27 protein-coding genes are annotated in these 22721 nt (G+C 66.5%); 9 read left to right on the top strand and 18 right to left on the bottom strand.

What is annotated here, in order from left to right:
* Positions 1–10: 10 nt before the first annotated feature.
* The 4 genes from QYL91_RS02605 to QYL91_RS02590 are packed head-to-tail and all read left to right on the top strand — an operon-like array spanning position 11 to position 3527.
* Positions 11–2185: a VWA domain-containing protein gene (locus tag QYL91_RS02605; protein WP_302081827.1), complete on the top strand. Its 2175-nt coding sequence runs from the start codon at positions 11–13 to the stop codon at positions 2183–2185.
* Positions 2186–2245: 60 nt separating this feature from the next.
* On the top strand, positions 2246–2431 hold the full coding sequence (locus QYL91_RS02600; RefSeq protein ID WP_302081826.1) for a CbtB domain-containing protein: 186 nt from the start codon (positions 2246–2248) through the stop codon (positions 2429–2431).
* Positions 2431–3183, top strand: coding sequence for a CbtA family protein (locus QYL91_RS02595; protein WP_302081825.1), 753 nt, complete (start codon positions 2431–2433; stop codon positions 3181–3183). The genes QYL91_RS02600 and QYL91_RS02595 overlap by 1 nt, the downstream gene beginning before the upstream one ends.
* Entirely contained in the window at positions 3183–3527 is a 345-nt protein-coding gene (locus QYL91_RS02590) for a (2Fe-2S) ferredoxin domain-containing protein (RefSeq protein WP_302081824.1), read from the top strand. The genes QYL91_RS02595 and QYL91_RS02590 overlap by 1 nt, the downstream gene beginning before the upstream one ends.
* A 117-nt stretch (positions 3528–3644) precedes the next feature.
* Here the strand turns inward: QYL91_RS02590 and QYL91_RS02585 are convergent, their stop codons facing one another.
* The 17 genes from QYL91_RS02585 to QYL91_RS02505 form a co-directional block, all read right to left on the bottom strand.
* On the bottom strand, positions 3645–4565 hold the full coding sequence (locus tag QYL91_RS02585) for a hypothetical protein (protein WP_302081823.1): 921 nt from the start codon (positions 4563–4565) through the stop codon (positions 3645–3647).
* 52 nt (positions 4566–4617) lie between these two features.
* A complete protein-coding gene (locus tag QYL91_RS02580; protein ID WP_302081822.1) occupies positions 4618–5850 on the bottom strand; it encodes an outer membrane protein assembly factor BamB family protein in 1233 nt (410 codons plus the stop codon).
* A complete protein-coding gene (locus QYL91_RS02575; protein WP_302081821.1) occupies positions 5843–6214 on the bottom strand; it encodes a DUF3209 family protein in 372 nt (123 codons plus the stop codon). The genes QYL91_RS02580 and QYL91_RS02575 overlap by 8 nt, the downstream gene beginning before the upstream one ends.
* A 45-nt stretch (positions 6215–6259) precedes the next feature.
* Complete coding sequence (locus tag QYL91_RS02570) at positions 6260–7486, bottom strand: CbiX/SirB N-terminal domain-containing protein (protein ID WP_302081820.1); 1227 nt, start codon at positions 7484–7486, stop codon at positions 6260–6262.
* Positions 7483–8193, bottom strand: a complete 711-nt coding sequence (locus QYL91_RS02565) for a cobalamin biosynthesis protein (protein WP_302081819.1) — start codon at positions 8191–8193, stop codon at positions 7483–7485. Before QYL91_RS02565 ends, QYL91_RS02570 begins: the two co-directional genes overlap by 4 nt.
* Positions 8186–8425, bottom strand: coding sequence for a ferredoxin (locus tag QYL91_RS02560; protein WP_302081818.1), 240 nt, complete (start codon positions 8423–8425; stop codon positions 8186–8188). Before QYL91_RS02560 ends, QYL91_RS02565 begins: the two co-directional genes overlap by 8 nt.
* Positions 8415–9356 carry a precorrin-3B C(17)-methyltransferase gene (gene cobJ, locus QYL91_RS02555; RefSeq protein WP_302081817.1) on the bottom strand — a complete coding sequence of 314 codons (942 nt, stop codon included), beginning with the start codon at positions 9354–9356 and terminating at the stop codon, positions 8415–8417. The genes QYL91_RS02560 and cobJ overlap by 11 nt, the downstream gene beginning before the upstream one ends.
* A gap of 3 nt (positions 9357–9359) precedes the next feature.
* Positions 9360–10232, bottom strand: a complete 873-nt coding sequence (locus QYL91_RS02550) for a precorrin-3B C(17)-methyltransferase (protein WP_302081816.1) — start codon at positions 10230–10232, stop codon at positions 9360–9362.
* 1 nt (position 10233) lies between these two features.
* Positions 10234–11262 carry a cobalt-precorrin 5A hydrolase gene (gene cbiG / locus QYL91_RS02545; protein WP_302081815.1) on the bottom strand — a complete coding sequence of 343 codons (1029 nt, stop codon included), beginning with the start codon at positions 11260–11262 and terminating at the stop codon, positions 10234–10236.
* A 1-nt stretch (position 11263) separates the two neighbouring features.
* Entirely contained in the window at positions 11264–12127 is an 864-nt protein-coding gene (locus QYL91_RS02540; protein WP_302081814.1) for a cobalt-precorrin-4/precorrin-4 C(11)-methyltransferase, read from the bottom strand.
* Entirely contained in the window at positions 12124–12828 is a 705-nt protein-coding gene (locus QYL91_RS02535; RefSeq protein WP_302081813.1) for a cobalt-factor II C(20)-methyltransferase, read from the bottom strand. Before QYL91_RS02535 ends, QYL91_RS02540 begins: the two co-directional genes overlap by 4 nt.
* On the bottom strand, positions 12825–13394 hold the full coding sequence (gene cbiT, locus QYL91_RS02530) for a precorrin-6Y C5,15-methyltransferase (decarboxylating) subunit CbiT (RefSeq protein ID WP_302081812.1): 570 nt from the start codon (positions 13392–13394) through the stop codon (positions 12825–12827). The genes QYL91_RS02535 and cbiT overlap by 4 nt, the downstream gene beginning before the upstream one ends.
* Positions 13395–13518: 124 nt before the next feature.
* Positions 13519–14925: a single-stranded-DNA-specific exonuclease RecJ gene (locus QYL91_RS02525; RefSeq protein ID WP_302081811.1), complete on the bottom strand. Its 1407-nt coding sequence runs from the start codon at positions 14923–14925 to the stop codon at positions 13519–13521.
* 42 nt (positions 14926–14967) lie between these two features.
* Positions 14968–15696, bottom strand: a complete 729-nt coding sequence (locus QYL91_RS02520; RefSeq protein WP_302081810.1) for a uroporphyrinogen-III synthase — start codon at positions 15694–15696, stop codon at positions 14968–14970.
* Entirely contained in the window at positions 15693–16454 is a 762-nt protein-coding gene (gene cobA, locus QYL91_RS02515) for a uroporphyrinogen-III C-methyltransferase (RefSeq protein WP_302081809.1), read from the bottom strand. Before cobA ends, QYL91_RS02520 begins: the two co-directional genes overlap by 4 nt.
* The gene (gene hemC, locus QYL91_RS02510; protein WP_302081808.1) at positions 16451–17581 is read right to left on the bottom strand and encodes a hydroxymethylbilane synthase; all 1131 of its coding nucleotides are present in this window, start codon (positions 17579–17581) and stop codon (positions 16451–16453) included. The genes cobA and hemC overlap by 4 nt, the downstream gene beginning before the upstream one ends.
* A 64-nt stretch (positions 17582–17645) precedes the next feature.
* Complete coding sequence (locus QYL91_RS02505) at positions 17646–18191, bottom strand: CDP-2,3-bis-(O-geranylgeranyl)-sn-glycerol synthase (protein WP_302081807.1); 546 nt, start codon at positions 18189–18191, stop codon at positions 17646–17648.
* A gap of 89 nt (positions 18192–18280) precedes the next feature.
* Here QYL91_RS02505 and QYL91_RS02500 point away from each other — a divergent pair, with 89 nt between their 5' ends.
* The 5 genes from QYL91_RS02500 to QYL91_RS02480 all read left to right on the top strand — a co-directional run bounded on the left by QYL91_RS02500 (position 18281) and on the right by QYL91_RS02480 (position 21852).
* The gene (locus tag QYL91_RS02500; RefSeq protein WP_302081806.1) at positions 18281–18460 is read left to right on the top strand and encodes a hypothetical protein; all 180 of its coding nucleotides are present in this window, start codon (positions 18281–18283) and stop codon (positions 18458–18460) included.
* Positions 18461–18501: 41 nt separating this feature from the next.
* Positions 18502–19164 carry a DUF502 domain-containing protein gene (locus tag QYL91_RS02495; protein WP_302081805.1) on the top strand — a complete coding sequence of 221 codons (663 nt, stop codon included), beginning with the start codon at positions 18502–18504 and terminating at the stop codon, positions 19162–19164.
* A gap of 250 nt (positions 19165–19414) precedes the next feature.
* Positions 19415–20110 (top strand): CTP-dependent riboflavin kinase, encoded by a 696-nt coding sequence (locus tag QYL91_RS02490; protein ID WP_302081804.1) that lies wholly within the window; start codon positions 19415–19417, stop codon positions 20108–20110.
* Positions 20094–20768 (top strand): 3,4-dihydroxy-2-butanone-4-phosphate synthase, encoded by a 675-nt coding sequence (gene ribB, locus QYL91_RS02485; RefSeq protein WP_302081803.1) that lies wholly within the window; start codon positions 20094–20096, stop codon positions 20766–20768. The genes QYL91_RS02490 and ribB overlap by 17 nt, the downstream gene beginning before the upstream one ends.
* A gap of 145 nt (positions 20769–20913) precedes the next feature.
* Positions 20914–21852, top strand: a complete 939-nt coding sequence (locus tag QYL91_RS02480) for a branched-chain amino acid transaminase (protein WP_302081802.1) — start codon at positions 20914–20916, stop codon at positions 21850–21852.
* Here QYL91_RS02480 and QYL91_RS02475 read toward each other — a convergent pair.
* Positions 21849–22613 (bottom strand): competence/damage-inducible protein A, encoded by a 765-nt coding sequence (locus QYL91_RS02475; RefSeq protein WP_302081801.1) that lies wholly within the window; start codon positions 22611–22613, stop codon positions 21849–21851. The two genes, QYL91_RS02480 and QYL91_RS02475, sit on opposite strands and share 4 nt — an antisense overlap.
* Positions 22614–22721 lie beyond the last annotated feature (108 nt).

Here is a 22721-nt window from a genome sequence, read left to right as displayed (position 1 = left end):
TAAGGCAACTATGGTTGGAAACGGGGCGGATAATAAGGTTACGCACCCGCGACCCGGCGACCTCTCGTTTGGTGAGATAGTCGGGCAGACGCGGCTCAAAGAGGCGCTTTTGGCCGTCGCGGCGAACGACGACCTCGACGGACTGCTGGTCCGTGGCGAGAAAGGAACGGCCAAGTCGACGGCGGTCCGCGGGCTCGTGGACCTCCTCCCCGCCCAGCGCGTGATTGCGGACTGTCCGTACGGCTGTCCGCCGAATGCCCCGTCCCGGCAGTGTGTGGACTGTCGCGAGCGGAGCGACCCGCCGACGACCGAACGGCCCGTCCCGCTGGTGACGCTGCCCCTGGGCGCGACCCGCGAGCGGGTGGTCGGCAGTCTCTCCGTGGCCGACGCACTCGCCGGCGACTACGAGTTCGACCCCGGCCTGCTCGCGCGGGCGAATCGCGGCATCCTCTACGTCGACGAGGTGAACCTGCTCGACGACCACCTCGTCGACGTGTTGCTTGACGCTGCCGCCAGCGGCGTCAACCGGGTCGAACGCGACGGCGTGAGCGTCTCTCACCCCGCCGAGTTCACGCTCGTCGGGACGATGAATCCCGAGGAGGGCGACCTGCGCCCCCAGTTGCGCGACCGCTTTGCCCTCCAGGCGACGGTGACGGGCTGTCGAGATATCGAAGACCGTGTTGCTATCGTCGAGCAAGCGCTCGGGCGAAAAGAGAGTACCCACGAAGGAAACACTGACCAGTACCGCGAGCAACTTTTGTGGGCGCGCGACCATCTCGACGAAGTCAGTATCGCGACGGCGCTCGTCGAGGACATCGCCGAACTCTGTCTCGACGCGGGCGTCGACGGCCACCGTGGGGACATCGCCACGACGCGGGCCGCCAGGACCTTCGCCGCGCTCGACCGCCGGACCACAGTCGTCGAAGCGGACGTTCGCCGCGCCGCGGAACTGGCACTCCCACACCGACTGCAGTCCCGGCCGTTCGAGGACGCGCCCGACCCCGAGGACGTGCTTGACGACCACTTCGACGACAGCGAGAGTGACGACGCTGAGGGTGAGGACGACGACAATTCGGAGTCGACGGACGATGGAGACGACGGCGGAGCGTCGTCGGAGGAGACTGGTTCGGATTCGGCACCAGACGAGTCAGCGGACCGCAATTCAGGTGACGAATCTGCTGGTGAAAGCGACGGCGGCGACGAGATTGATGGTCCGCCGGGCGGCGGCGCAGCCAGCAGTGGTGACGGCGACCACCCCGACTCAGACGATTTTGACGACAGCGAGGGCGACTGCGGCGGTGAGGCTGCTCGCGGTCGTCCGGAGCGCGGCGACGCCGAACACGGTGACGAGGGCGACTCCGACCAGACGCCCGAGGGGACGCCGCTCGTCCCCGGTCAGTCCTGGGCCGACGTCGGGGAAGGGAGTGCGCCACCACTGTCTGTCCCGGACAGCGCCGTGAGCGGTGACGGGTCGGGTTCTCGCTCGGAAACGCAACCGAGCGTCGACAACGAGGGACCGCGCGTCCGTTCGGAACCGGCCGACAGCTCGGGCCAGGTCGACGCAGCGGCTTCGGTGCGGGCAGCGAGCCGTCGTGGAGCAGACAGCGTCGCGAGGCGTGACCTCCGACAGTCCGTCCGTGCGGGGAAGTCGAGGGCGCTTGTGGTGTTCGTCGTCGACGCCAGCGCCTCGATGCGCCCGGCCATGGAGACGGCCAAGGGCACAGTGCTCGAACTGCTGAAAGACGCTTACCAGCAGCGCGACGAGGTGGCCTTCGTCACCGCCGCCGGCGACGACGCCGACGTGGTGTTGCCGCCGACCGACAGCGTCTCGCTTGCGGCCCGACATCTCAAGGAGTTGCCGACCGGCGACCGCTCGCCCATCCCGGCAGGGCTCCGGACTGCGCGCGAGGTTATCGACCGCGCCGACCCCACGACGAGCGTCGTCGTCCTCGTCACCGACGGCCGCGCGAACGTCGCTGAGGGGAGCCCAACGGGTGCGTCGCGAGCGGCCGCAACGGAACTGGCGGCGACCGACGCCAGTGTCGTCGTGGTCGACGCCGGCGACGACTCCCGGGCGGGGGTCACCGACACCATCGTCGAGACGGCCGAGGCCGACCGCATCCCACTGGCTGCACTCTCCGCAGACCGTATCGACGCGACGGTCGGGTCTGCCCGACGTCCCTGACTCGCGGGACCACTCGCAAGCTTTACAACCCCAGTTGTGCTTTCACAATCTAGATTTATCATGGCGACACCAGAGACGGTTCAGGGTCGAATCGAGTACGCGCGCGGACAACTCACTCCCACACAGATAGCTGCCGGACTGCTGTTCGGGGCTGCACTCGGTTTCACGCTCCTGTTCGTGCAGGACCCGCTCGTCCACGACGCGATGCACAACTTCCGGCACGCGGCAGGCATCACCTGTCACTGATGCTCGCGGCGACGCTCACGCGCGGCGTGAAGGCGGGGCTCGTCGCCGGCGTCGTGTTCGCACTCTTCGTCGTCCTCGTTGCAAACCCGCTGGTCGTCTACGCCGACGGACTGGGCCACACCGGCGGAGCCGCCCACCATGGCGGCGGACACCATGCCGATGGACACCACGCAAGCATCGCGTCGATGGCCATCTCTCACGGAGTGAGTGTCGCCTCGGCGGCGCTGTGGGGAGTGCTTCTCGGCGGTGTGGTCTTCGGCGTCGGCTTTTATTTTCTCGAACCCGCAATTCCGGGGTCAGGCGCGACGAAAAGCTACATCCTGGCGGCGGCGGGGTTCGTCACCGTCTCCGGCGCACCCTGGCTCGTCTTGCCGCCAGTGTCGCCGGGTATAGAGCAGTCTCTCGCGACGACGACACGACTCCTCTGGTACGGCGGGATGATGGTTGCCGGCGCACTCACCTGCCTCCTCTCGGGGTACGCCTACATCCGTCTCAGCGAGTCACGGGGCCGTTTTGTCGGTGTCGCTGGCGCGCTGGCGGCGTTTGGACTGCTCGCCGTGCCAGCACTGCTCGCACCGACGAGTACGACACAGGGCGCGCTCCCTGCCACGCTCCAGAGTGGGATTGCCGGCCTCGTCGTCTTTGGCCAGGTGCTGCTCTGGCTGGCGCTGGCGGCGACACACGCCCAACTGGACACACGCGCTGGGGCCCAGGTGGAGACCAGCGTCGACACGTCGGTGACGGGTGACTGATGGAGGAACGAACCGCCGAAATCTTCGAGCATGGATTCACCGACCACGTCCTTGTCTGTACGACCGACCGGGACGGCGAGTACGCTTGCTGTGCGGACGCACACGGCCAGGCCGTCCTCGATGCAGTTCAGGAGTGGCTTCGCGAGCGGGGCGTGTTCTGGTCGAACGTCCACGTCGCCGAGACTGGCTGTCTCGGGCTCTGCAGCGAGGACGGGACTGCCGTCGCCATCCACCCGCGAGGGCGGTGGTACGCCGACGTGACGCCCGCTGACGTGCCGGGGCTTCTCGAAGACGTGTTCGGCCCCGAGGCGACGCGTCTGGGCGTGGAATCGACTGCGGAGTAGCCACCGAATCAGGGCGAAACACAATCGGTTCACATCGGCGCAGTCAACGCTCGGTATGCAACCTGCTTCTGTCCGTTGTCGTGGTAGACCACCGGCTCTCCGACTGCCATGGCTGTCTCACAGTTCGACCGTCTCGACTCCGGACAGCGAATCTGGCACTTGCAGTTCCCAATGGGTCTCCCGGTCTGACTCGGTCACGAATTCCACACTCGCAACTTCACCCGCCTTGAGACCATCTTCCCGGAATGTTGGAACACTGACCTGAATGAGTGCCCGGTCACTCGAATCGTCGATGACCGGCGCAGTGCCAGATAGCGACTCGTTATCGTCTTGGATGGTGTCGACGGTAAACGTCTGTTCGTCCGGCCGTTCGCCGTAGGTCAGCATGTACACACCTGAGCTGTCTACCCACTCGATGCGTAGCTGACTCAGGTCGATATTCCCTGACCCACCGTACTCCTCAAGGCTGAATTGAACTGTCCGAACTTTCCCGTTTTGGATGTCCCGTCCGACTGCATCTGTGACCTGGATGCGACCCGGTGCTCCTTCATCGTTCGGGGTCGTCTCCGTCGGTGTCGTTTCTTCGCGCGGGTTGCTATCGTAGAAACGCCAGCCGTCGACGGTCTCCCGGAGTTTGATAGCGCGGGTTTGTCGCTGTGGCTCGCTGTCAGTGGCCTCCTCGATAACCATCGTCACGTCGACTGTCGCTCGGTCTCCGTCGACTTCGCTCAACGATGCGCTCTCGACGGTCAGACTGACTTCGTCGCGGTACCGTTCGGCGCTATCCGCGGATAGCTCCCCAAATGGTGATTCCGGATGCGTCAACTCGTTTACCGTCGAGATGTCTCCCTCATCAAGGGCACGGAAGAACTCTCGAACGGCTTGTACCTGCACTGACTCCGCTGCTGGAGTCTCGTCGTCTGCTTCCTCGGTGTCATCGTCGTCCGCTCCAGCGTCATTCAATTCCGATAGTTCGTTACAGCCTGCCAGTAGTCCCGTCGCACTTGTCACGCCGAGCAGATACTCACGCCTGTCCATATCCGCTCATATCTTCCTTCTGTGATATTAGTCCGGCTATTTCTGCGGCAGTTCAGTTCCAGCGGTGCACGCGATACTGTCCCCGCTGCTTTCCGTCGTCGTGATAGACGACCGGTTCTTCGACTGCCGCGACTGTTTCACCGTCGACTGCGGCAGCCGTGACCACGCTGTCGGTGGCGAGTGTCCCAGTCAGTCCCGCTCGCACGTCGAACACGCGACAGGCGTGGCTGTCCGACTCTCGCCGGCGGAAGTTCTGTGCACACGGAACGGCGACGGTATCGCCGGCGGTTCCCAGGCCGCTGGCGAACCCGCCGATGTCGACGGCCCACCGCCGCTTTCCGGTCGGCGTATAGCCGAGTGCGGTGTGTTCGGTGGGGTGGCGCTGGTCGGTTTCCCGTCCCTCTTCCGGGTAGGTGTTCCCGGTGACGAAGACGACCCCCGACGCCGTCGCGTGGACGTGATTCGGATAGGCGTAGACGGTATCCTCGCCCCGTTCGACTGGCGTCGCGAGGTCGACGCGCCAGCGGACGCTGCCGTCACTGTCGAGTCGGTAGCCGCGATAGTCGCCGTGCGAGCAGACCACGAGATCATCGTCGAGCAGCGCCACGTCGCCCACACGGCGCTGGCCGTCGGTTCCGGGGTCCCAGAGCATCTGCTCGGTTCCATCGGCGGCGTCGAGTACCGCCAGTCCATGCTGGAAATCGCCGGGACAGCGGTTGTACGCGACGGCGACCTGCTGGCCGTCGGCGGCCAGCGAAATCGGTGAGGCGTCGGTCGCGTACCGCCATGCCTCCGTTCTATCTCCTTCGAAGGCATAAATAACACTCTCGAAGTGGCGACGCTCGCCCTCCGGTCGGTCACCGCGGCGTTCGTACCGTCGGGCAGCGACGTAACAGCGCCCGTCGGCGGTGGCGATGTCGACGACGAACGGCAGGAAAAATCGAGTGTCCTTCTGCGGGTCGCCAACGTCGTCGGCCGTCTCGACGTGCCAGCGTTCCGTGCCGTCAGCAGCGTAGGCTCGCACTGCACCGTCCGGCCCGCGCTCGCCGACGACCACGCCCCCGTCGAAGGGAATGGCGCTGACGACGCTGGCCCCGTCTGGGCCCGCTGCACGCCACTGCTCTCGGCCGCTCGTGCGGTCGAACGCGACCACGTCACCAGTCGCAGTGCCGACGACTGCGGCATCATCGGTCAGCGTGACTGCAGAGCGGCGGCCGCGGTGGCGCGACCCGGCGGGGTCGAGCGGACTAAGCGAGGCGGTCCACCGCTGCCGACGCTCACTCATCGACGGGGAACGCCTCGTGTAAGAGGTGGTGTGCCTCGCCGAGGCCGTCGAGGAGACTCTCCCCCTGCTGGGTGAGGCGGGCGAGCGCCCGCTCTGCGTCTCTGACGGCGACGAGGCGACCGCGCAGATAGTCGTACTCGTCAGTTTCGGGGTCTGTGGCGGCAATCGCTTCTTCCAGGTCGACAAGCGCCGCATCGAGGTGGCGCTGGAGCGCCGTGAGCGTCGTCGCCTCTGTGAGTGCCTCGATGGGCCCCGAGAGGTCGTCGCCGAGTTCCGCTTCGGCGTGGGAACGGATGCTTTCGTCTTCGGTTCCGAGCACGTTCATCAGTCCGAGTCGTAGCGCTTCGAGTTCTTGACAAGCCATGTGTGTCTGTGTGTTTGGGTATCGTGAGTCGGTTCGCATGCGATCCTACAGCGTCTGGTCGACTAGGTCGGAGACGATGCGTCCACGGTCGAGGTGTGAACTGACGATTTCCTCGGCGTCGTCGTCGCTGACGCCGCCGTACCAGATGCCGTCGGGGTAGACGGCGACCATCGGGCCCTCGCCACACCGGCCGAGACAGGACGACCGCGTGATGCGGGCGTCACACGCCTCCGAGTCGCGAGCGGCCTGCCGGAGGCGTTCCAGTACTGCTGGTGCGCCGTCGGCCGCACAGGTCTGGTTTGTACAGACCGCGACGTGGGTTTCGGGCGCGTCGTGGACGTGGGGCTCGTCGTCAACGTCGTCGCGGTCGCGGTGTTCGGCCTGGTGGGTCAGCGCGCGCAGCATGGCCCGGGCGCCGCCCTGGTCCTCCTCGTACCCGTCGAGTTCGACCTTGTACTTACAGGTGTCACAGGACATGTCGACGCTGTCGGTGCGGGCCTCCTGCCAGCGGTCGCCGAGTACGTCCAGCAGGCGGGTGTCGGTCCCGAGCGGGTCGCCCGCGGCCGCCGAGACGTAGGGATACTCCTCGTCGAACTCGTCGGCTCCGTCCCGGACCCGCCCGGTCAGAACGCCGTCGCCGAGCATGTACGGCAGGACGACGACCGCGTCCGGGCGCTGTTTGGCAAGCGCGTGCAGCGTCTCCTCCAGGGTGGGCTCGGTGACGCCGATAAAGGTCGTCTCGACGCGGCTGAACGCCCGCCCCTCGTAGAGCAGACGGGCGAGTTTGTGCGCGTCGCCGTTGGCGTCGGGGTCCGAAGAGCCGCGGGCACAGAGGACGACTGCAACGTCGTCAGTCTCGCGGTCGACGCCCAGCTCGGCCTCGACGGCCGCCGCGCGGTCGTCCAGCAGGTCAACGATTGCCGGATGCACGCCGAGGTGTGCGCCGTTGTTCAGCGTCAGGTCGTCGTACTCCGCGCGGGCCTGCTGGACTGCGAGTGGCACGTCGGTCTTGACGTGACTCGCGGCGAACAGCGAGAGCTGGACGACGGTTATCTGGGAGACGGTGCCCGCGAGCCCTGTGATGGCGTCGGGAATCGACGGCTCGGCGAGTTCGAGAAACCCCGCGTCGACGGGGATGCCGAGTCGCCCCTCCAGGTCGGCCGCGAGCGTGCGGACCTGCTCGTTTGACTTCTCGCGGCGGGAGCCGTGTCCGACCAGCAGGACGGCCTCGTCGTCGAGTCCGGCCGCGGTCGCGCGCTCGCTTGCGGTCATGTCGAGAGGTTCCCCACGTCGGTCCCGGTCGCACGCTCGACGCTCCGGAAGAGCTTCTGGCGGCGGTCCGCAGCGTACAGCCCCGACTCGTCGCTGCCTTGGTATACCCACTCGGCGAAGGCGGCCGTGTCGGCGTCGTCGGCCAGTCCGAACCAGTAACCGCCCGATGAGGAGTCTTCGAGGTCGTCGGTCGGAACGTGTAGCTCGGCCTCGGCGAGCAGCGTCTTGACCGTCTCCAGCAGGCGCTCGTCGTCGTGGACGAAGGAGATGCCGACCGACCCGCTCGACTCGCGGAAACAGACAGTGCCACAGGCCTCCAGCAAGCCGCGGACGAGCGGCGCGCGCTCGTCGCTGAACACGTCGAACCGGTAGCCACCCGCTTCGCCATCGGTCGGGAGCCCCAGCGCCGCGCTGGCGCGGGCGGCCGTCCCGTCGGATACTTGCAGTTCGTACTCGTCCTCGTACCGGACGACGGAGGCGTCGTGTGTCGACTCGTGGGCGGTAACCTGGTGGTCGACGCGCTCGGCGTCTACAATCGCTGCCAGCGCGGCGGCGGCTGTCTCGTCGCTTGCACGCACGGTCACTGTCTCGTCGGTCAGGTCGCCGTCGCCGGCGACCCGGCCCCAGAAGTAGGCCGTTTCGGGCGTGGCGGCCAGCAAGTCATCTGCCGTTTCGGGGAGTGACGGCTCGGTTGCTGTGTCACTCATCGTCGCTCACCTCGACGGTGATAGCGCCGACCGGACAGGCCTCGGCCGCTTGCTGGGCGTCGGCTAGTCGGTCGTCGTCGAACGCGTCGACCACCGAGTCGCTGTCGTCCGCCCCGCTCTCGATGGTCGCCAGTCCGTCGTCGGCTTCGACGAAACGGCCGTCGCGGACGAGACACGCGAAAATACCGTCACAGGCCGCCCTGTCGAGTTCGATGCGGTACTCAGTAGTCATACTTGGTCTCGTAGCCTCGCGGGGTCACCATCCGGTCGTCCCAGACGTACGTCTCCTCGTTGCCGACGACGATGGTCGTCGTCATGTCGACGAGGTCCGTCTCGCCGAGTTCCTCCAGTTCTTCGAGGTCGACGATTTCGACCTGCTCGTCCTCGCGGCCGGCCCCGTGGACGACGCCGACGGGCGTGTCCGGCGCGCGGTGTTCCATGAGAATCTCACAGCACTTCTGGAAGTTCTCCCGGCGCTTGCGGCTCCACGGGTTGTAGATGGCGATGGTAAAGCCCTCCTTGGCTGCCGCGTGGAGTCGCGACTCGATGGTCGGCATGTCCGTCAGGTGGTCAGACAGCGAGATGCTGACGCTGTCGTTGACCAGCGGCGCCCCCAGTCGTGCGCCACAGGATTGAGCGGCGGGCACACCCGGCACGACCTCGAAGTCGAGCATGCTGGCGGTCGCACCCTTCGATTCGATGATTTCCAGCGCGAGGCCGGCCAGCGCGTAGACGTTGGGGTCGCCGCTGCCGACGATGGCCACGTCGTTGCCCGCGAGCGCGCGGTCGATTGCCTCCTCGGTCCGGGAGACTTCGCCACACATCGGCGTGTCGTACAGTTCGTCGGCGGCGTCGAGAATCTCGTCGGGGAGGAGTTCGATGTAGGTGCTGTAGCCGACGATGTGCTCGGCCTCCAGCAGCGCCGCTCGCGCCCGCTGGGTCATCCCCTCCGGCTGGCCGGGGCCCAGTCCCACGGCGACGAACTCGCCGGGGTCGGCGTCGAAATCGTCGACGGTCGAGCCGACTTTCTCCTCGGTGTCGCTGGAGGCACCGCAGGAACTGCTGGTGTCGGTCGACGAACTCGACGCGCCACAGGCACTGCTCTCTGGTTCCGATTCGGTACTGCTCGCGCCGCATTTGCTGGTGTCGTTGTCGGTACTCATAGTTCAGAAATCCTCCACGTCACGCCCGCCACGCGGGGTGACGAGATACTGCCGGTAGTCGTTCTCCCAGACGTCGGTCTCGGCCGTGCCGACGACGATGGAGGTGCCCATGCCGCCGACTTCTTCGTCGTGGTCGGTCGCCTCGCCGAGTGTCGTGATGGTGTGTGTCTCGCCGTCAGCGTTGCGCCCGCTGTTGCCCCGGCCGGCGTCGTTGAAGATGCCGACCGGCACGTCGTCGGCCCGCTCCTCGCGGAGCACGTCGATAGCGCGCTCGTAGTCGCGCCAGCAGTTGTACAGCACGACGACGAAGCCGCTGATGGCTGCCGCGCGCAGTTTCTCCTCGATTTCGTCCCAGCCGCGCCACTTGTCCGACAGTGAGACGGTACACATGTCGTTCGAGAGGGGCGCGCCGAGGTTGGCCGCCCCGCCCAGTGCCGCCGTCACGCCGGGGACGATTTCGATTGGGACGTCCGTCGCGTCCTCCTCCTCGGCCATCAGGAAGACGAGGTCACTCTTGCCGTAGAGGTTCGGGTCGCCGCCGGAGACGTGGGCGACATCCTCGCCGGCGCGGACGCGCTCGAAGGCCTCCCGCGCGAGTTCAACCTGCTGGCCCATCGAGGAGCGGACGAGTTCCTGTTCGGTGCCGTCTTCCCGGGTCACGATGCCGTCCTCGTTAAAATCTTCCTCTGGGGGGAGCGTGCCGTCCTTTCGGAGAAACTCCTGGTAGAGGTTCGACGCGACGACGCAGTCGGCGGACGTGATGACCTCCCGCGCTTGTGCCGTCATCGTGTCCGGCAAACCCGGACCGATGCCGACGACGTACAGCGTGCCCATCTCGTCGGGACCGCTCCTCGTTCGCGTCTCTGCGTCGCTCATCTCACTGCCCCACCGCGACGGTCACGGCGTCGTCGAACCGCTCTTTCTCGCGGAGCAGGTCGTGGTTGCGCCCGCCGGCGATGGCCGACGCTTCGGCGATGCCGGGCCAGCCGATGAGTTCCTTCGACCGCGACGGCGAGGGGCCCTCGAACTCCTCTAAGGTCTCCTTCTCGAAGAGGACGACGCCAGCCCCAATCTCCTGGGCCGCTTCGTACAGCCCCTCCTCGCCCTCTTTTCGGGTGCCGGTGGCGACGAAGTCCACGTCCGAAAAATCGAGCTCGAGGTCCGCGAGCGCCTGCTCCCAGGCCGCGATGACCTGTTCGCTGTCGACGCCCGAAACTGTGCCAGTGCCGAGGACGACGCCCTCTCCACCGTTGCGTTTCAGCACGGTCACGTCGTCGTCGACGAGGACCGCACGCGGGCCGTCGAGGCGGGCGACCGGGCCGAGTTCTTCGTTCAGCACTGCGAGATTCGTCGCAACCGTCGAATCGCCGTTGACGACGTGGGCGTCCAGCGCCTTGGCCTTGCTCTCGACGCCCTGCTTGCCGGCGGCCTCGCTGGCGGTCGTCATCGCGGGCACCGCGCCCAGTTTCGAGAGGTCGTGGGCGACCTGGTTCGCGCCGTGGTGGCCGCCGGTGATGGGGATGGCCCAGGTCAGTTCCTCGTCGACGACGACGATAGCGGGGTCGTCCCACTTGTCGTCGAGCAGCGGTGCGGTCTTGCGCATCGCGATGCCCGAGGCCATCAGCCCGACGAAGCAGTCGTACTCGCCCCAGTACTCGTCGAACACCTCGCCGTGGTACTCGACGATGTCGATGCTGGCGTACTCGTCGGCGAGTTCGGCCTCGATTTCCCGGGCGGTGTCGAGCTTTCGCTCGAAACTGACGATAGCGATTTCTTCGGCCACTTCACCATTGCGAGACGACGGCTCGCAGCTCGCCGAGCTCCGCTCGGCGGCGTCCGAGTCTGGCGTCGAACAGTGGCCGCTCGATTCGTCCGCGTCCGTCGATTCTGTCTCGTCCGTGCTCATGTCAGCTATCCTCTTCCGTGTCTCCCGTTCGGTTCGCCCAGTCGCCGTAGAGATAGGACCGCTCGTAGCCCGCTTTCCGCGCCGCGTCGCCGATGAGAACCAGCGCGCTGGCTCGGTAGCCCGCTTTCTCGACGCGCTCACCGATAGTCCCAATCGTGCCCTCGATGACGTCCTCGTCGGGCCAGGAGGCGTGGTACACCACGGCGACCGGGGTGTCGGGGTCGTGGCCCGCGTCGAGCAGTCGCTCCATCGTCTCGCTGACGGCGTGGGTCCCCAGGTAGATGCAGGTCGTCACGTCGCCCATCTCCAGAAACTCGCTGATGTGGTCCTCCTCGGGGTCGAGCGTCTTGCCCTGCGGACGGGTGAAGGCGACGTGGTTGGCGACGCCGTTGAGCGTGAGTTGCGTGCGAAGCGTCGCACTGGCGGCAAAGGCCGAGGTGACGCCGGGAACTATGTAGGTTGGCACCCCCTCGTGTTCGAGTGCGTCCATCTGTTCGAGCGCCGCGCCGTAGATGGCGGGGTCGCCGCTGTGGAGGCGAACGACGGTGCGTCCGTCCTCGTAGGCGTCGCGCATTAGCGGCACCAGTTCTTCGAGATCCTTGCCGACACTCGACACCTGCTCGGCCTCGGCACAGTACTCCTCGAGCAGGTCGCTGTTGACCAGCGACCCGGCGTGGACCACCAGGTCGGCGGCCTCGACGAGTTCCTTCCCGGTGACAGTCAGAAGGCCGGGGTCGCCGGGGCCGGCTCCGATGAAGGGAATGCCCTCCTGTTTTTCGCCGGCGGTCCGCTCGCCGATGCGGGGGTCCCGTTCGGCCTCGCGCCGCTCCGCGTTGGCGTCGATGGCATCCTGTGGGTCCGTCATTGCTCCACCTCCGTTTCGACGTCGAAGGCCGCCGTCGCCGCGGTCGTCTCGACGCCCTCCTTTTCGGCGTAGGCGAGGGTGTAGTAGTCCCGGTCGGCCAACTCCTCGGGGTCGTCGGTGACGAGTGTCTCGCCCTGTTCCATGTACAGTCGCCGGCCGTAGACCACGTCGTAGCCGGCGGCAACGAGCCGTTCGTGGGTCGCCGGGGCGTCGGTCACCTTGAACAGCACCATCCGGTCGGGACCGGTCGGCGTGGCCTCGCCGGCGGCTTCCTGCAGCGTGAGGCTGGTCCCGGATGCCACCTCGATTCCCAGCGCAGTGGTGAAGGCCGTGACGGCGCTGACCCCAGGGACCGTCTCGACGTCGACGTCGGGGTAGAACGCATCCAGCGTCCGCCGGAGGTGGCCAAACGTCGAGTAGACGTTCGGGTCTCCGAGCGTGACGAACGCGACCGTCTCCTCGCGTGCGCGCGGCGCGATTTCTGCTGCTGCGGCCTTCCAGGCCTCCCGGAGTTCGTCCTCGTCGCGCGTCATCGGGAAATCGAGGTCGCCGACCCGTTCCTCGGAGACGTGTTCGGTCGCGACCGACCGCGAGAGCCGCCCTGGCGAGTAGACGACCGATGCCTCCTCCAGAATATCCTTTCCGCGGACGGTCACCAGGCCGGGGTCACCCGGACCCAGACCGACGCCGTAGACGGTCATTGCTGTCCCTCGTCTCCGGTCTGCTCGCCGGTAGCGCCGACGAGCATATACACCGGGTTGTCGGAGTCGAAACTCGTCGCTCCGGCCAGTTCGTAGCCGTGGCTGACCTGGAACTGGACGACTTCATCGAGGAGGCCCCGGTCGCGAAACGCCTCGGTCGCGGCGCCGGCGACTTCGAGTCGCGAGACGTTCATCACGACGCGGTCGATACCGGTCTCGACAGCGTGGTCGAGGACCGCCTCGTAGTTTCGACTGCCGCCGAGAAACAGGGCGTCTGCGTCGTCTGGCAGCCCTGCCGGTGCTTCGGCTTCGCGGAGGGTGACGTCGGCGGTCACCTCGTTTGCGTCGAGGTTCTTCCGCGTTACGTCCAGTCGGTCGGGCTTTCGTTCGAGCGCGGTGACGCGGCCGGCCTGCCGTGCGGCCTCGATGGTGACGGCCCCGGTACAGGAGCCGACCTCGGTGAAGTGGTCGGACGGGTTGAGCGCCAGTTTGCCGAGCAGAACCGCTCTGACCTCCGACTTCGTCGGCCCTGCTTTCGCGTCGTGGGGTAGCGAGACACGCGACATCGTGCAGTACGACCGGTGTGGGACATAAAACAATTTTGCTTTCCTTAACGAAACCTAGATTTACTGACGGCGCGAAACGGCGGCGAAGCTACTCGGCGAGTGGCTTTGTCACTACACAAACGCCTCACTCCAGTTGGTCGCCGACGATGTCGTCGGCGGCGTCGATGAAGGCTTCTTCTTGGCCAGCAGGGACGGTCGCACCGGCAGCCACGTCGTGGCCGCCGCCGTCGCCGCCGACGGACTGGGAGGCTTCGCGCATCACGACAGAGAGGTCCAGTCCCTTCCCCACGAGGCGTGCGGTCCCGCGGGAGGACACCTTCGTCTCCTCGTCGTTTTTCTCGGCAAACGCGAGTATCGGCCGGTCGGGGTCGACGCCCTCGACGCCGAGTGCCATCCCGGCGACGATGCCGACGATGGTCTCCCGAATCTCGTCGCCGGCGTCGAAATACTGAACGTGCTCGGCGCGCTCGACGCCTTTCGATTTGACCTGTTGGAGGCCGTCAGAGAGGTTCCGGCGGTGGTTCTGGAGGAGTTTCCGCGCCCGGTCGAGCGCGCCCGTGCGGTCGCCCAGACAGACGCCCAGTCCCACGTCGGCCCGCTCGTAGCGTGCGGTGGCGTTCAGGAGTGTCGAGAACTCGCTTGCGTCCCTGAGTTCTGTCCCTTCCGGCTCCTCGACGAGCGTGTAGGTCGTCCCGACTAGCTGGTCGACCTTGTTCGCGGGGACGCCCCGCTTGAGGGCGTGCTGGACGAGCGCGCTGGCGACGGTCTGCTGTTCGTCGTCGGTGAGGTCGACCCAGCGGCGCCACTCACCGTCCGTCTGTAACTCGACGTCCAGGTCCTGCAGGAAGGAGACGGCTCCGGCCTCGTCGTTGGAGATGCCTGGAATCCGGACTTCGCTCGCGTATTCGAGGAGTTTGGGCAGTGGGCGGGTCTGCTTGCCGTAGAAGGCGAGGTCGGTCCCCTCTTCGAGCGCGCCGGCCTCGATACCCTCCTCGACGATGTCGCGGTTGGCACCGACGAGTTCGCCCCCGACCGCCTGCATGTCGCCGACGGCGCCGACGACAGCAAGCGCCGCGAGGTCGCGATTGTCCGTCTCGTCTTCGAGTGCCCGGGCCAGCAGGTAGCTCGCGCCGGCGCCGGAGAGTTCCGAGGCGCCGTCGATGCCCTCGAGGAGGGGATTGAGGTGAAATTCCGTCTCCTCGTCGGCAGGCTGGTGGTGGTCGGCGATGACCGGCTGGAAGTCGCCGGCGCGCTCGTGCTCGGCGATGATATCGAGCTGGCCGCTGCCAAAGTCCGTAAAGAGAACCGTGTCGAACTCGCGGGCGGCGATACTCGCGATTTCGTCGGCGTCGAGTTGCTTCTTGAAGACGACGTCGTGGGTGATACCGGCCCGCGCCAGTCCAGTCGAGGCGATTGCGGCGCTGGTCAGGCCGTCGGCGTCGATGTGTGAGGCGAGCAGGACGCTGTCGGCCTGCCGGAGTCGGTCGGCACAGGCCTGTGCGCGCTCGCTGAGGTCGGGCACCGGTCCCATCGTTGCGGGGTAGGACCGTCTTCGGACTTAAGCTTCCGGTCGTCAGTCGAGCACTGCGACGGCCGACTCCGCCAGCTGTTCGAACTCCGCCTCGTCTGGCACGACGTCGACGTCGATTCCCAGCCCCTCCGCTGTTTCCTTCGTGGGTACTCCGATAGCACCGACGATAGCGTCGTTTAGGCCGGCGATTGCCTCCGTCTCGAGGCCGCGTTCGCGGGCGGCCGCGAGGAAGTGGTCGACGGTCAGCGAGGAGGTAAAGAGTGCGCCATCGAGGGTGCCGGCAGCAGCACGCTCGACCGACTCGCCGGCGCCATCGGGGCGGACGAGGCGGTACAGCACCGTCTCGTGGACGTACGCACCGGCGGCTTCGAGTCCGTCGAGGAGCACATCGGAGCCGTGGTCGCTCCGGGCGACTTCGATGCGCGCGCCGTCGACCTCGCCGGCGAGACGGTCAACCAGTCCCTGCGAGGAGAACTCCTCGGGGACGACGTCGGCGGCGTAGCCTGCCCGTTCGAGTGCGTCGGCGGTCGACTGGCCGATTGCACAGACGGTGGTTTCGGCGGGGTCCCACCCGCGTTCGGCGGCGAGTTCGACGCCGGTCTTGCTGGTCAAAATCGTGTAGTCGGCGTCGGTGCGCGGGCTCGCGTCGGTCGGTTCGACGGCCAGCATCGGGTCGCCGAGCGGGTCGGCGCCGAGCGATTCGAGCGTTTCGACTGCGTGGGTGAGTCGGTCGTCGTCTGGTCGGAAGGCTGCGACAGTGGGTCGTGTCATGTATCGGGTTCGTTCTGGAGGAAGTCGGCGACGCGCTCGCGGGTGCCTGCGACGTCGCCGATGATGGTCAGTGCGGGCGGTTCGATGCCGACTGCATCGCGGGCGTCGACGATGGTTTCGAGGGTGCCGGTCGCGACTTTCTGGGCGTCCCAGGTGGCCCGTTCGACGAGCGCGACGGGGGTTTCGGGGTCCATCCCGGCGGTCACCAGCGCCTCGGTGTACTCGGGCAGGCGGGTGACGCCCATCAGGACGACGATGGTTCCGCCGGAGGCGGCGAGTGCCCCCCAGTCGACGGCCGACTCCTCTTTCGTGGGGTCCTCGTGGCCGGTGACGAAGGTCACCGAGGAGGCGTGGTCGCGGTGGGTGACGGGAATCCCCGCGACTTCGGGGCCGGCGACGGCCGACGTGACCGCCGGCACGACTTCGAAGTCGACGCCGTGGTCGGCCAGGTACAGCATCTCCTCACCGCCGCGGCCGAACACCATCGAGTCCCCGCCCTTCAGCCGAACGACGTTCTTGCCCTCTTGGGCAAGTTCGACGAGTCGGTCGTTGATGTACTGCTGGGAGGTCCCCTCGCCGTGGGCACGCTTGCCTACGTCTTCGCGTTTCGAGTCGGGAATCTCGCCGAGGATGTCCGGCCCCGGGAGCTTGTCGTGGAGAATGACGTCTGCCTCGTCGAGCAGTCGCCGTGCTTTGACGGTCAGCAGTTCCGGGTCGCCGGGGCCGCTGCCGACGAGATAGACCGTGCCCTCACTCATCGGTCCCGTTTGGCGTCGTCTGGCTGGTCGCGCTTTGCTTCGTCGATGAGCCGCCTGGCGCCCTGGGAAGCGAGGTCCTCGGCGAAGGTCCGTGCCGCCTCGGCGTGGCGTGCGACCGGGATGTCCCGGGTCGCCGTGACCTCCTCGCTACCGTCCTGAGCCAGGACGCGGACGGTCGTCGTGACGACTTCGCCCTGGAGGCGGCTGTAGATGCCGACCGGGGCGACACAGCCACCGCCGAGTTCGCCCAGGATTGTTCGCTCGACGGTCGTCTCGACGCGCGTCCGCGGGTGGTCGAGCACCTCGTGGAGCGACTCGGCGAGTTCGCCGTCGAGTGCGGTCACTGCGAGTGCGCCCTGGCCGGGCGCGGGCACGAAGTCCGTGGGGTCGAGTTGCTGGTAGTCGAGATGGTGGAGGAGACCGCTTCGCTGGAGGCCCGCTTCGGCCAGACAGATGGCGTCGTACTCGGTGTCGACGTCCCGTTCGAGCGCGCGTCGCTCGATTTCGGCGAGGTCGTTGAACCACTCCTCGACGGTCCGTTCGTACTCGGGTTCGTCGTCGGCATCGTCGTCGCTCTCGTCTTCTTCTTCCTCGCTTTCCGCTTCGGCCTCGACGCGCGCTTCGTGTTCGCGTTGTCGACTCGGCGCGAGCAGTTTCTCGACGCGCGTGTCGACGTTGCCCCGGAGCGGTTCGATGGTGAGGTCGGGCCGCGTGGCGAGTAGCTGTGCGCCCCGTCTGAGACTGGAGGTGCCGACGGTCGCGCCCTTCGGCAACTCTTCGAGTGTCGTCCCGTCCGGCGTCACGAGCACGTCGCCGGGTGCCTCCCGCTGTGGGATACCGGCGACGACGAGGTCGTCGGGCTGGTCGGTCGGCATATCCTTCATCGAGTGGATGGCGCCGTCCAGTTCACCCTCGATGACCTTCTCGTCGAGGCTGCGGACGAAGGCACCGGTCGTCCCCAGCTGGTGGATGAGTTCCTCGCGGAGCTGGTCGCCGGTCGTCTCGACTTCGACCAGTTCGGCCGAGAGCCGGCGCCCTTCGAGCGTTTCGACGACCGTACTGGCCTGTCGAAGCGCCAGGTCCGACCCTCGTGTCCCGAGTCGAAGCGTACTGTCGCGTGCGTTCATTACTCCCTTCTCGTCGGGCAGGGGTGAAAAGCACACCACTTCCAGTCGGTCCCGGTGCGAGTACTTACCAGGGCTCGTCTTTCAGCCCGAGCGCGTACGCGATACCGTTTGTCGTCACGTGCAACACAGGCGTCAGTACGAGCACGACGGCGACGACCGGCAGGATGAACGTGTCGGTGAACCAGCCGGGGTCGGCCACGAAGGCGAGTGCGAGCGCGCCGACGACGAAATCGAGCTGGTCGAGTCCGGGAAAGGGCGCACCGCGCTCGCGGCCGGACCGGCGCTTCAGAAACGAGGCGCCGATGTCGCCGAGCATCGCACCCAGCGGCAACGCGATGAGGGCGGGCATCGAGAACGTCGGGAGCGAAACGCCCAGCGCGTCGCCGGCCGGCCCAGTCAGTTGGTTGAGCACGAGCGCAAACAGCATTCCGACCCCCCACCCGGCGATGGTGCCACGCCAGGTCTTGCCGTCACCGAGGAGGCGACTGTCCCCCCAGGTCCGGCCGCCGTCTATCGGCGGGCCGCCACCGAAAAGCACTGCGGCGTTGTTGGGGACGTAGGCCGGCACCATCGCCCAGAACGCCGTCGCGACGATTTCGAGTACTGCCATTGTCGGCGGGTCACGGCCCCGCCTCTTAACCGTCGGGGTTTGCCGCAGTCGGCGACACTGACTTGGACTCTGGACTCCAAATTTGTGCTATGTTACCACTGCTGGTCCGCCGCTTTTTGGCTGGCGAGCCGGCCCAGCGTGACCTCGACGGCCGTCGGGAAGTCTGGCAGTACGTCCCCTGTGGCAGTCGGTGGCTCTCGCATTTCTACTGGCGGGTGACAGAAGATGTCTGCAACACAATATTTGTACGCCGGGCGCTGTTGGGATGAAACGAATAGACTGATTACCGTCGACTAGTCAGACAAACACAATGGGGAGCTGGAAACGGGATTTCGCGAGTGGGCTCATCATCCTCGCACCGTTACTGGTGACGCTGTTCGTGGTCGTGTGGATATTCAACCAGCTTGCCGGGCTCCCGGTCCCCGTCGACAACGTCTACGCGCGTGTGGCCTTGACGCTCGCGGTCTTCGTCTTGCTCGTGTTCGCCATCGGCTACCTGATGCGGACGGCCGTCGGGGCCGTCTTCGAGAGCACGCTCGATAGCCTCATCAACAGGCTGCCGGGGTTGCGGGTGGTCTACAACGCCTCGAAGATGGCAGCCGAAACCGCACTCGGCGGGACCGAGAACCTCCAGGCGCCGGTCAAAGTCGAAACCTGGGGCGGAATGCGCATGACGGCGTTCAAAACCGGCCAGAAGACCGACGACGGCCGCGACTTGCTCTTTCTTCCGACCGCACCCAACATCACCACGGGATTTGTCATCGAAGTCGAACCGGACGAGTACACCGAGACAGAGGAGAGTCTCGAAGATGCCCTGACTCGCGTGCTGAGTGCCGGATTCGGTGAGAACAACGAGAGCGGCCTCTCCCAGTTGCTCGACGGCCAGGAAGGGCTCGGGTCCGACGACGACACACAGGCCACCGTCGACGAGTCGGACAGCGCCGTTTCGGGCGACGACAGCGAGGCCGCATAGCCCGAGTCTGACGATATCCGCCAGTCTGACCGTCGCGACGGCATCCGCTCGTTTGACCGCTGCGATTCCGACCAGTCCAATCCCGGAGTGACACAATCCCCGCCAGCGTTATTTTGTCCCGCTCCTGAGATGGGACTCCACGGTCGCTCTCGCTCGCCACGGTTCCTTCGTGCCGTCTCGACGGTATAATACTTCTGAGATACTTCACGCATCCGTTATGCTTATCCCTGGCGACTCCAAAGATTCACCCATGTCAGAAACACAGCGGGTGCTCGGTGCCGACGGGTTGGCGACGCTGAAAGAGCTCGCCCTCCTCGGCGCGCTGGACGGCGAGGAGAAGCTGTCCTGTTCGGCACTCGCGGAGCGGCTGGACGCCTCGACACAGACTGCGTCACGGCGCCTCCAGCAACTCGACGAACTCGATTGTGTCGAGCGCGACATCGTCAGCGACGGCCAGTGGGTCCAGATAACGAGCGGCGGGGAGCGCCGCCTGCAGGCGGAGTACGCCGACTACCGTCGCCTGTTCGAACAGGACACAAGCGTCTCGCTGACCGGTGACGTGACCAGCGGGATGGGCGAGGGGCGCCACTACATCACACTCTCGGGATACATGGAGCAGTTCAGGGACCTGCTCGGCTACGAACCCTTCGCCGGAACGTTCAACATCGACCTCACCGAGGAGAGCATCCGGCGGCGCGCACACCTCGGTGCCATCGACCCCGTAGTCATCGAGGGCTGGGAGGACGACGAGCGCACGTACGGCCCGGCGTACTGCTACCCGGCGACGGTCGTCGCCGACGAGCGCTACGAACCGGCACACGTCATCGCGCCCGAGCGGACCCACCACGGCGACGACCACCTCGAGGTCATCGCCCCGGACCGCCTGCGCGATACGCTCGGACTGGACGACGGTGACGAGGTGACTGTCGATGTCGAGCAGCGGTGACATGCCCCAGACGACAGACAGCGTGAGCGCCGCCATCGAGGCGTTCCGCAACGGACAGCCCGTCTGCATCCACGATGCGGTCGACCGCGAGGGCGAGACCGACCTCGTCTACCCCGCGGGCGCGGTCACGCCGGAAGCCGTCGCGCGGATGCGAAACGACGCCGGCGGACTGGTCTGTGTCGCCGTCTCGGACGCTGTCGCGTCGGCGTTCGAACTGCCCTTTATCCAGGACGTCCTCGACCATCCCGCAGCGGCAGACCACGACCTCGCGTACGACGACCGGTCGTCGTTCTCGCTGACGGTCAACCACCGCAACACCCGGACGGGAATCACCGACGACGACCGCGCGCTGACGATTACCGCACTCGCCGACGCCGCGACCAGTCCCGAAGCGACGACCTTCGCGGACACGTTCCGGGTCCCGGGACACGTCCACGTCCTCCGGGGTGCACCGGGGTTGCTCGCCGACCGCAAGGGCCACACCGAACTCGGGTTGGCACTCGCCGCCGAGTCGAACCGCCCGCCAGCAGTGGTCGTCTGTGAGATGCTCGACGACGACTCGGGCAGTGCACTCTCGCCGGCGGCCGCACAGGCGTACGCCCAGCGCCACGACATCCCCTACGTCGAGGGCGCGGCGCTCGTCGACCGGTTCTCGTAGTCGCGTTCAGTTGCTCGGGCGGTCTCGGACACGACCGGACCGTCAAGACTCTTAACGGTGGCCACAGATTGTGGGGTATGGAACTCGACGAGACAGACGTTCGGGACAGACACGCGAGCGCGGACGGTCGCCGGGGTGGGCGGCGATGAGCGACCGGCCGGAGATGTACGAGGGCGTCGACACCATCTGGATGGACGGCGAGTTCGTGGACTTCGAGGACGCACAGGTCCACGTCCTGACTCACGGTCTCCACTACGGCACCGGCGTCTTCGAGGGCGTGCGCTGTTACGACACCGCAGACGGGCCCGCTATCTTCCGCTGGGAGGAACACCTCGACCGGTTCTACGAGTCCGCAAAGCCCTACGACATGGAGATTCCGTTCGAACCCGAGGAGATTACCGAGGCGACGGTCGAACTCATCCGCCGGGAGAATCTCGATTCCTGTTACATCCGGCCAGTTGCCTTCTACGGCTACGGCCCGCTCGGGCTGAACCCCAGCGACTCGCCGGTCCAGACCGCGATTGCCGTCTGGCCGTGGGGCGCCTACCTCGGCGAGGAAGCGCTCGCAGAGGGCGTCGACGTGGCCGTCTCCTCGTGGCGCAAACACTCCTCCAGCCAGATTCCAACGAACGCGAAGACGACCGGCGCGTACGTCAACAGCGTCCTCGCCAGTCTGGAGGCCAAGGGCAACGACTACACCGAGGCCATCGTCCTCAACAAGGAGGGCAACGTCGCAGAGGGGCCGGGTGAGAACATCTTCCTGGTCCGCGACGGCGAAATCTACACCACCGGTCTCGCCGAGTCGATTCTCGACGGTATCACCCGTCGCTCGGTCATCGAAATCGCCGAGAACCTGGGCTATACCGTCCACGACGACGCGACCATCTCCCGGAGTGAACTGTACACGGCCGACGAACTGTTCTTCTCGGGGACGGCAGCCGAAGTCACACCGATTCGAAGCGTCGACGACAACCAGATTGGCGCGGGCACGAAGGGGCCGATTACCGACGAGATTCAGACCGAGTTCTTCGACATCGTCGAGCAGGCTCCGGCCGAGTACGACGACTGGTTCTACCCGGTCTAATCCTTATCGCTGTAGACGTCACTTCTGCTCCAGTCGCGCTCGACGGGCGTTTCGCTCGTGTTCACACGCTCGCGGAGCCACGCCGTCGCCGCGGCCAGCGTCTCCTCGTCGGTGGCGGTGAGTTTCAGCCGGTTGTGCCGTGCGTCCCGGTCGGGGTAACAGCCGACGCTGACCGCGAACTCCTCGGCGATTGCCTCCAGCGTGGACACGATGTTCGCTTCCGGTTCGACGGTGTAGAGGAACTGCGAGACGGCCTCGCCGACGAACTCCTCGGCGACCGTGCCGAACATCGCTTTCAGTTCGCGCGGGATGCCGGGGAAGACGTAGGCGTTTTCGACGACACAGCCCGGCGAGAGCCCTTCGGGGTTGAGAATCGGTCGTCCCCCTTCGGGGATAGTCGCCTCGGCGTCGACGTCGACGTCCAGGTCGGGGACGGCGTCGCCGATGTCGTCGAGTCGCTGCTCGACGGCGGTGCGTGCCTGCTCGCTGACGACCAGTTCGCGGTCGAAGGCGTCGGCGACGGCGTCGAGAGTCACGTCGTCGGGCGTGCCGCCGATGCCGCCGGTGACGATGACGGCGTCGAAGTCGTCGCTGTATGCCCGCACGCGGTCGGCGATGAGCGCGCGGTCGTCGGGAATCGTCAGGATGCGCGTCACCGTGACGCCGCGCTCGGTGAGTCGCTCGGCGAGCCACGTCCCGTTCGTGTTTGCCGTATCACCCGCGAGCAGTTCGTCGCCGATGGTCAGCAGGGCGACTTCCATCTACGCGGGACAAGTGGCGGGAACACATTAGCCGTTTCGTCCACATCTACCGGCCGCTGTCGGCGCCCGCCGACGAGCGCCCCGCTTGGCCGGGGACTCTTTGGCGCC

The organism is Salinibaculum rarum, from assembly GCF_030505615.1.
In the GTDB taxonomy this organism is placed as follows: domain Archaea; phylum Halobacteriota; class Halobacteria; order Halobacteriales; family Haloarculaceae; genus Salinibaculum; species Salinibaculum rarum.
Note: the sequence above shows the minus strand (reverse complement) of the source record. Positions and strands in the feature narration are given on the sequence as shown.

What these genes read in the sequence shown, in the direction of transcription:
- QYL91_RS02570 (WP_302081820.1), bottom strand. Translation starts at nt 7,486, where the DNA reads ATGACCGCAAGCGAGCGCGCGACCGCGGCCGGACTCGACGACGAGGCC.
- QYL91_RS02605 (WP_302081827.1), top strand. Translation starts at nt 11, where the DNA reads ATGGTTGGAAACGGGGCGGATAATAAGGTTACGCACCCGCGACCCGGC.
- hemC (WP_302081808.1), bottom strand. Translation starts at nt 17,581, where the DNA reads ATGAACGCACGCGACAGTACGCTTCGACTCGGGACACGAGGGTCGGAC.
- QYL91_RS02580 (WP_302081822.1), bottom strand. Translation starts at nt 5,850, where the DNA reads ATGAGTGAGCGTCGGCAGCGGTGGACCGCCTCGCTTAGTCCGCTCGAC.
- QYL91_RS02490 (WP_302081804.1), top strand. Translation starts at nt 19,415, where the DNA reads ATGTCAGAAACACAGCGGGTGCTCGGTGCCGACGGGTTGGCGACGCTG.
- QYL91_RS02500 (WP_302081806.1), top strand. Translation starts at nt 18,281, where the DNA reads ATGTTACCACTGCTGGTCCGCCGCTTTTTGGCTGGCGAGCCGGCCCAG.
- QYL91_RS02550 (WP_302081816.1), bottom strand. Translation starts at nt 10,232, where the DNA reads ATGAGCGACGCAGAGACGCGAACGAGGAGCGGTCCCGACGAGATGGGC.
- QYL91_RS02575 (WP_302081821.1), bottom strand. Translation starts at nt 6,214, where the DNA reads ATGGCTTGTCAAGAACTCGAAGCGCTACGACTCGGACTGATGAACGTG.
- cobJ (WP_302081817.1), bottom strand. Translation starts at nt 9,356, where the DNA reads ATGAGTACCGACAACGACACCAGCAAATGCGGCGCGAGCAGTACCGAA.
- QYL91_RS02585 (WP_302081823.1), bottom strand. Translation starts at nt 4,565, where the DNA reads ATGGACAGGCGTGAGTATCTGCTCGGCGTGACAAGTGCGACGGGACTA.
- QYL91_RS02600 (WP_302081826.1), top strand. Translation starts at nt 2,246, where the DNA reads ATGGCGACACCAGAGACGGTTCAGGGTCGAATCGAGTACGCGCGCGGA.
- QYL91_RS02475 (WP_302081801.1), bottom strand. Translation starts at nt 22,613, where the DNA reads ATGGAAGTCGCCCTGCTGACCATCGGCGACGAACTGCTCGCGGGTGAT.
- QYL91_RS02525 (WP_302081811.1), bottom strand. Translation starts at nt 14,925, where the DNA reads ATGGGACCGGTGCCCGACCTCAGCGAGCGCGCACAGGCCTGTGCCGAC.
- QYL91_RS02565 (WP_302081819.1), bottom strand. Translation starts at nt 8,193, where the DNA reads ATGAGTGACACAGCAACCGAGCCGTCACTCCCCGAAACGGCAGATGAC.
- ribB (WP_302081803.1), top strand. Translation starts at nt 20,094, where the DNA reads ATGTCGAGCAGCGGTGACATGCCCCAGACGACAGACAGCGTGAGCGCC.
- QYL91_RS02560 (WP_302081818.1), bottom strand. Translation starts at nt 8,425, where the DNA reads ATGACTACTGAGTACCGCATCGAACTCGACAGGGCGGCCTGTGACGGT.
- cbiG (WP_302081815.1), bottom strand. Translation starts at nt 11,262, where the DNA reads ATGAGCACGGACGAGACAGAATCGACGGACGCGGACGAATCGAGCGGC.
- QYL91_RS02595 (WP_302081825.1), top strand. Translation starts at nt 2,431, where the DNA reads ATGCTCGCGGCGACGCTCACGCGCGGCGTGAAGGCGGGGCTCGTCGCC.
- QYL91_RS02520 (WP_302081810.1), bottom strand. Translation starts at nt 15,696, where the DNA reads ATGACACGACCCACTGTCGCAGCCTTCCGACCAGACGACGACCGACTC.
- QYL91_RS02535 (WP_302081813.1), bottom strand. Translation starts at nt 12,828, where the DNA reads ATGACCGTCTACGGCGTCGGTCTGGGTCCGGGTGACCCCGGCCTGGTG.
- QYL91_RS02540 (WP_302081814.1), bottom strand. Translation starts at nt 12,127, where the DNA reads ATGACGGACCCACAGGATGCCATCGACGCCAACGCGGAGCGGCGCGAG.
- QYL91_RS02495 (WP_302081805.1), top strand. Translation starts at nt 18,502, where the DNA reads ATGGGGAGCTGGAAACGGGATTTCGCGAGTGGGCTCATCATCCTCGCA.
- QYL91_RS02505 (WP_302081807.1), bottom strand. Translation starts at nt 18,191, where the DNA reads ATGGCAGTACTCGAAATCGTCGCGACGGCGTTCTGGGCGATGGTGCCG.
- QYL91_RS02590 (WP_302081824.1), top strand. Translation starts at nt 3,183, where the DNA reads ATGGAGGAACGAACCGCCGAAATCTTCGAGCATGGATTCACCGACCAC.
- cobA (WP_302081809.1), bottom strand. Translation starts at nt 16,454, where the DNA reads ATGAGTGAGGGCACGGTCTATCTCGTCGGCAGCGGCCCCGGCGACCCG.
- QYL91_RS02480 (WP_302081802.1), top strand. Translation starts at nt 20,914, where the DNA reads ATGAGCGACCGGCCGGAGATGTACGAGGGCGTCGACACCATCTGGATG.
- cbiT (WP_302081812.1), bottom strand. Translation starts at nt 13,394, where the DNA reads ATGTCGCGTGTCTCGCTACCCCACGACGCGAAAGCAGGGCCGACGAAG.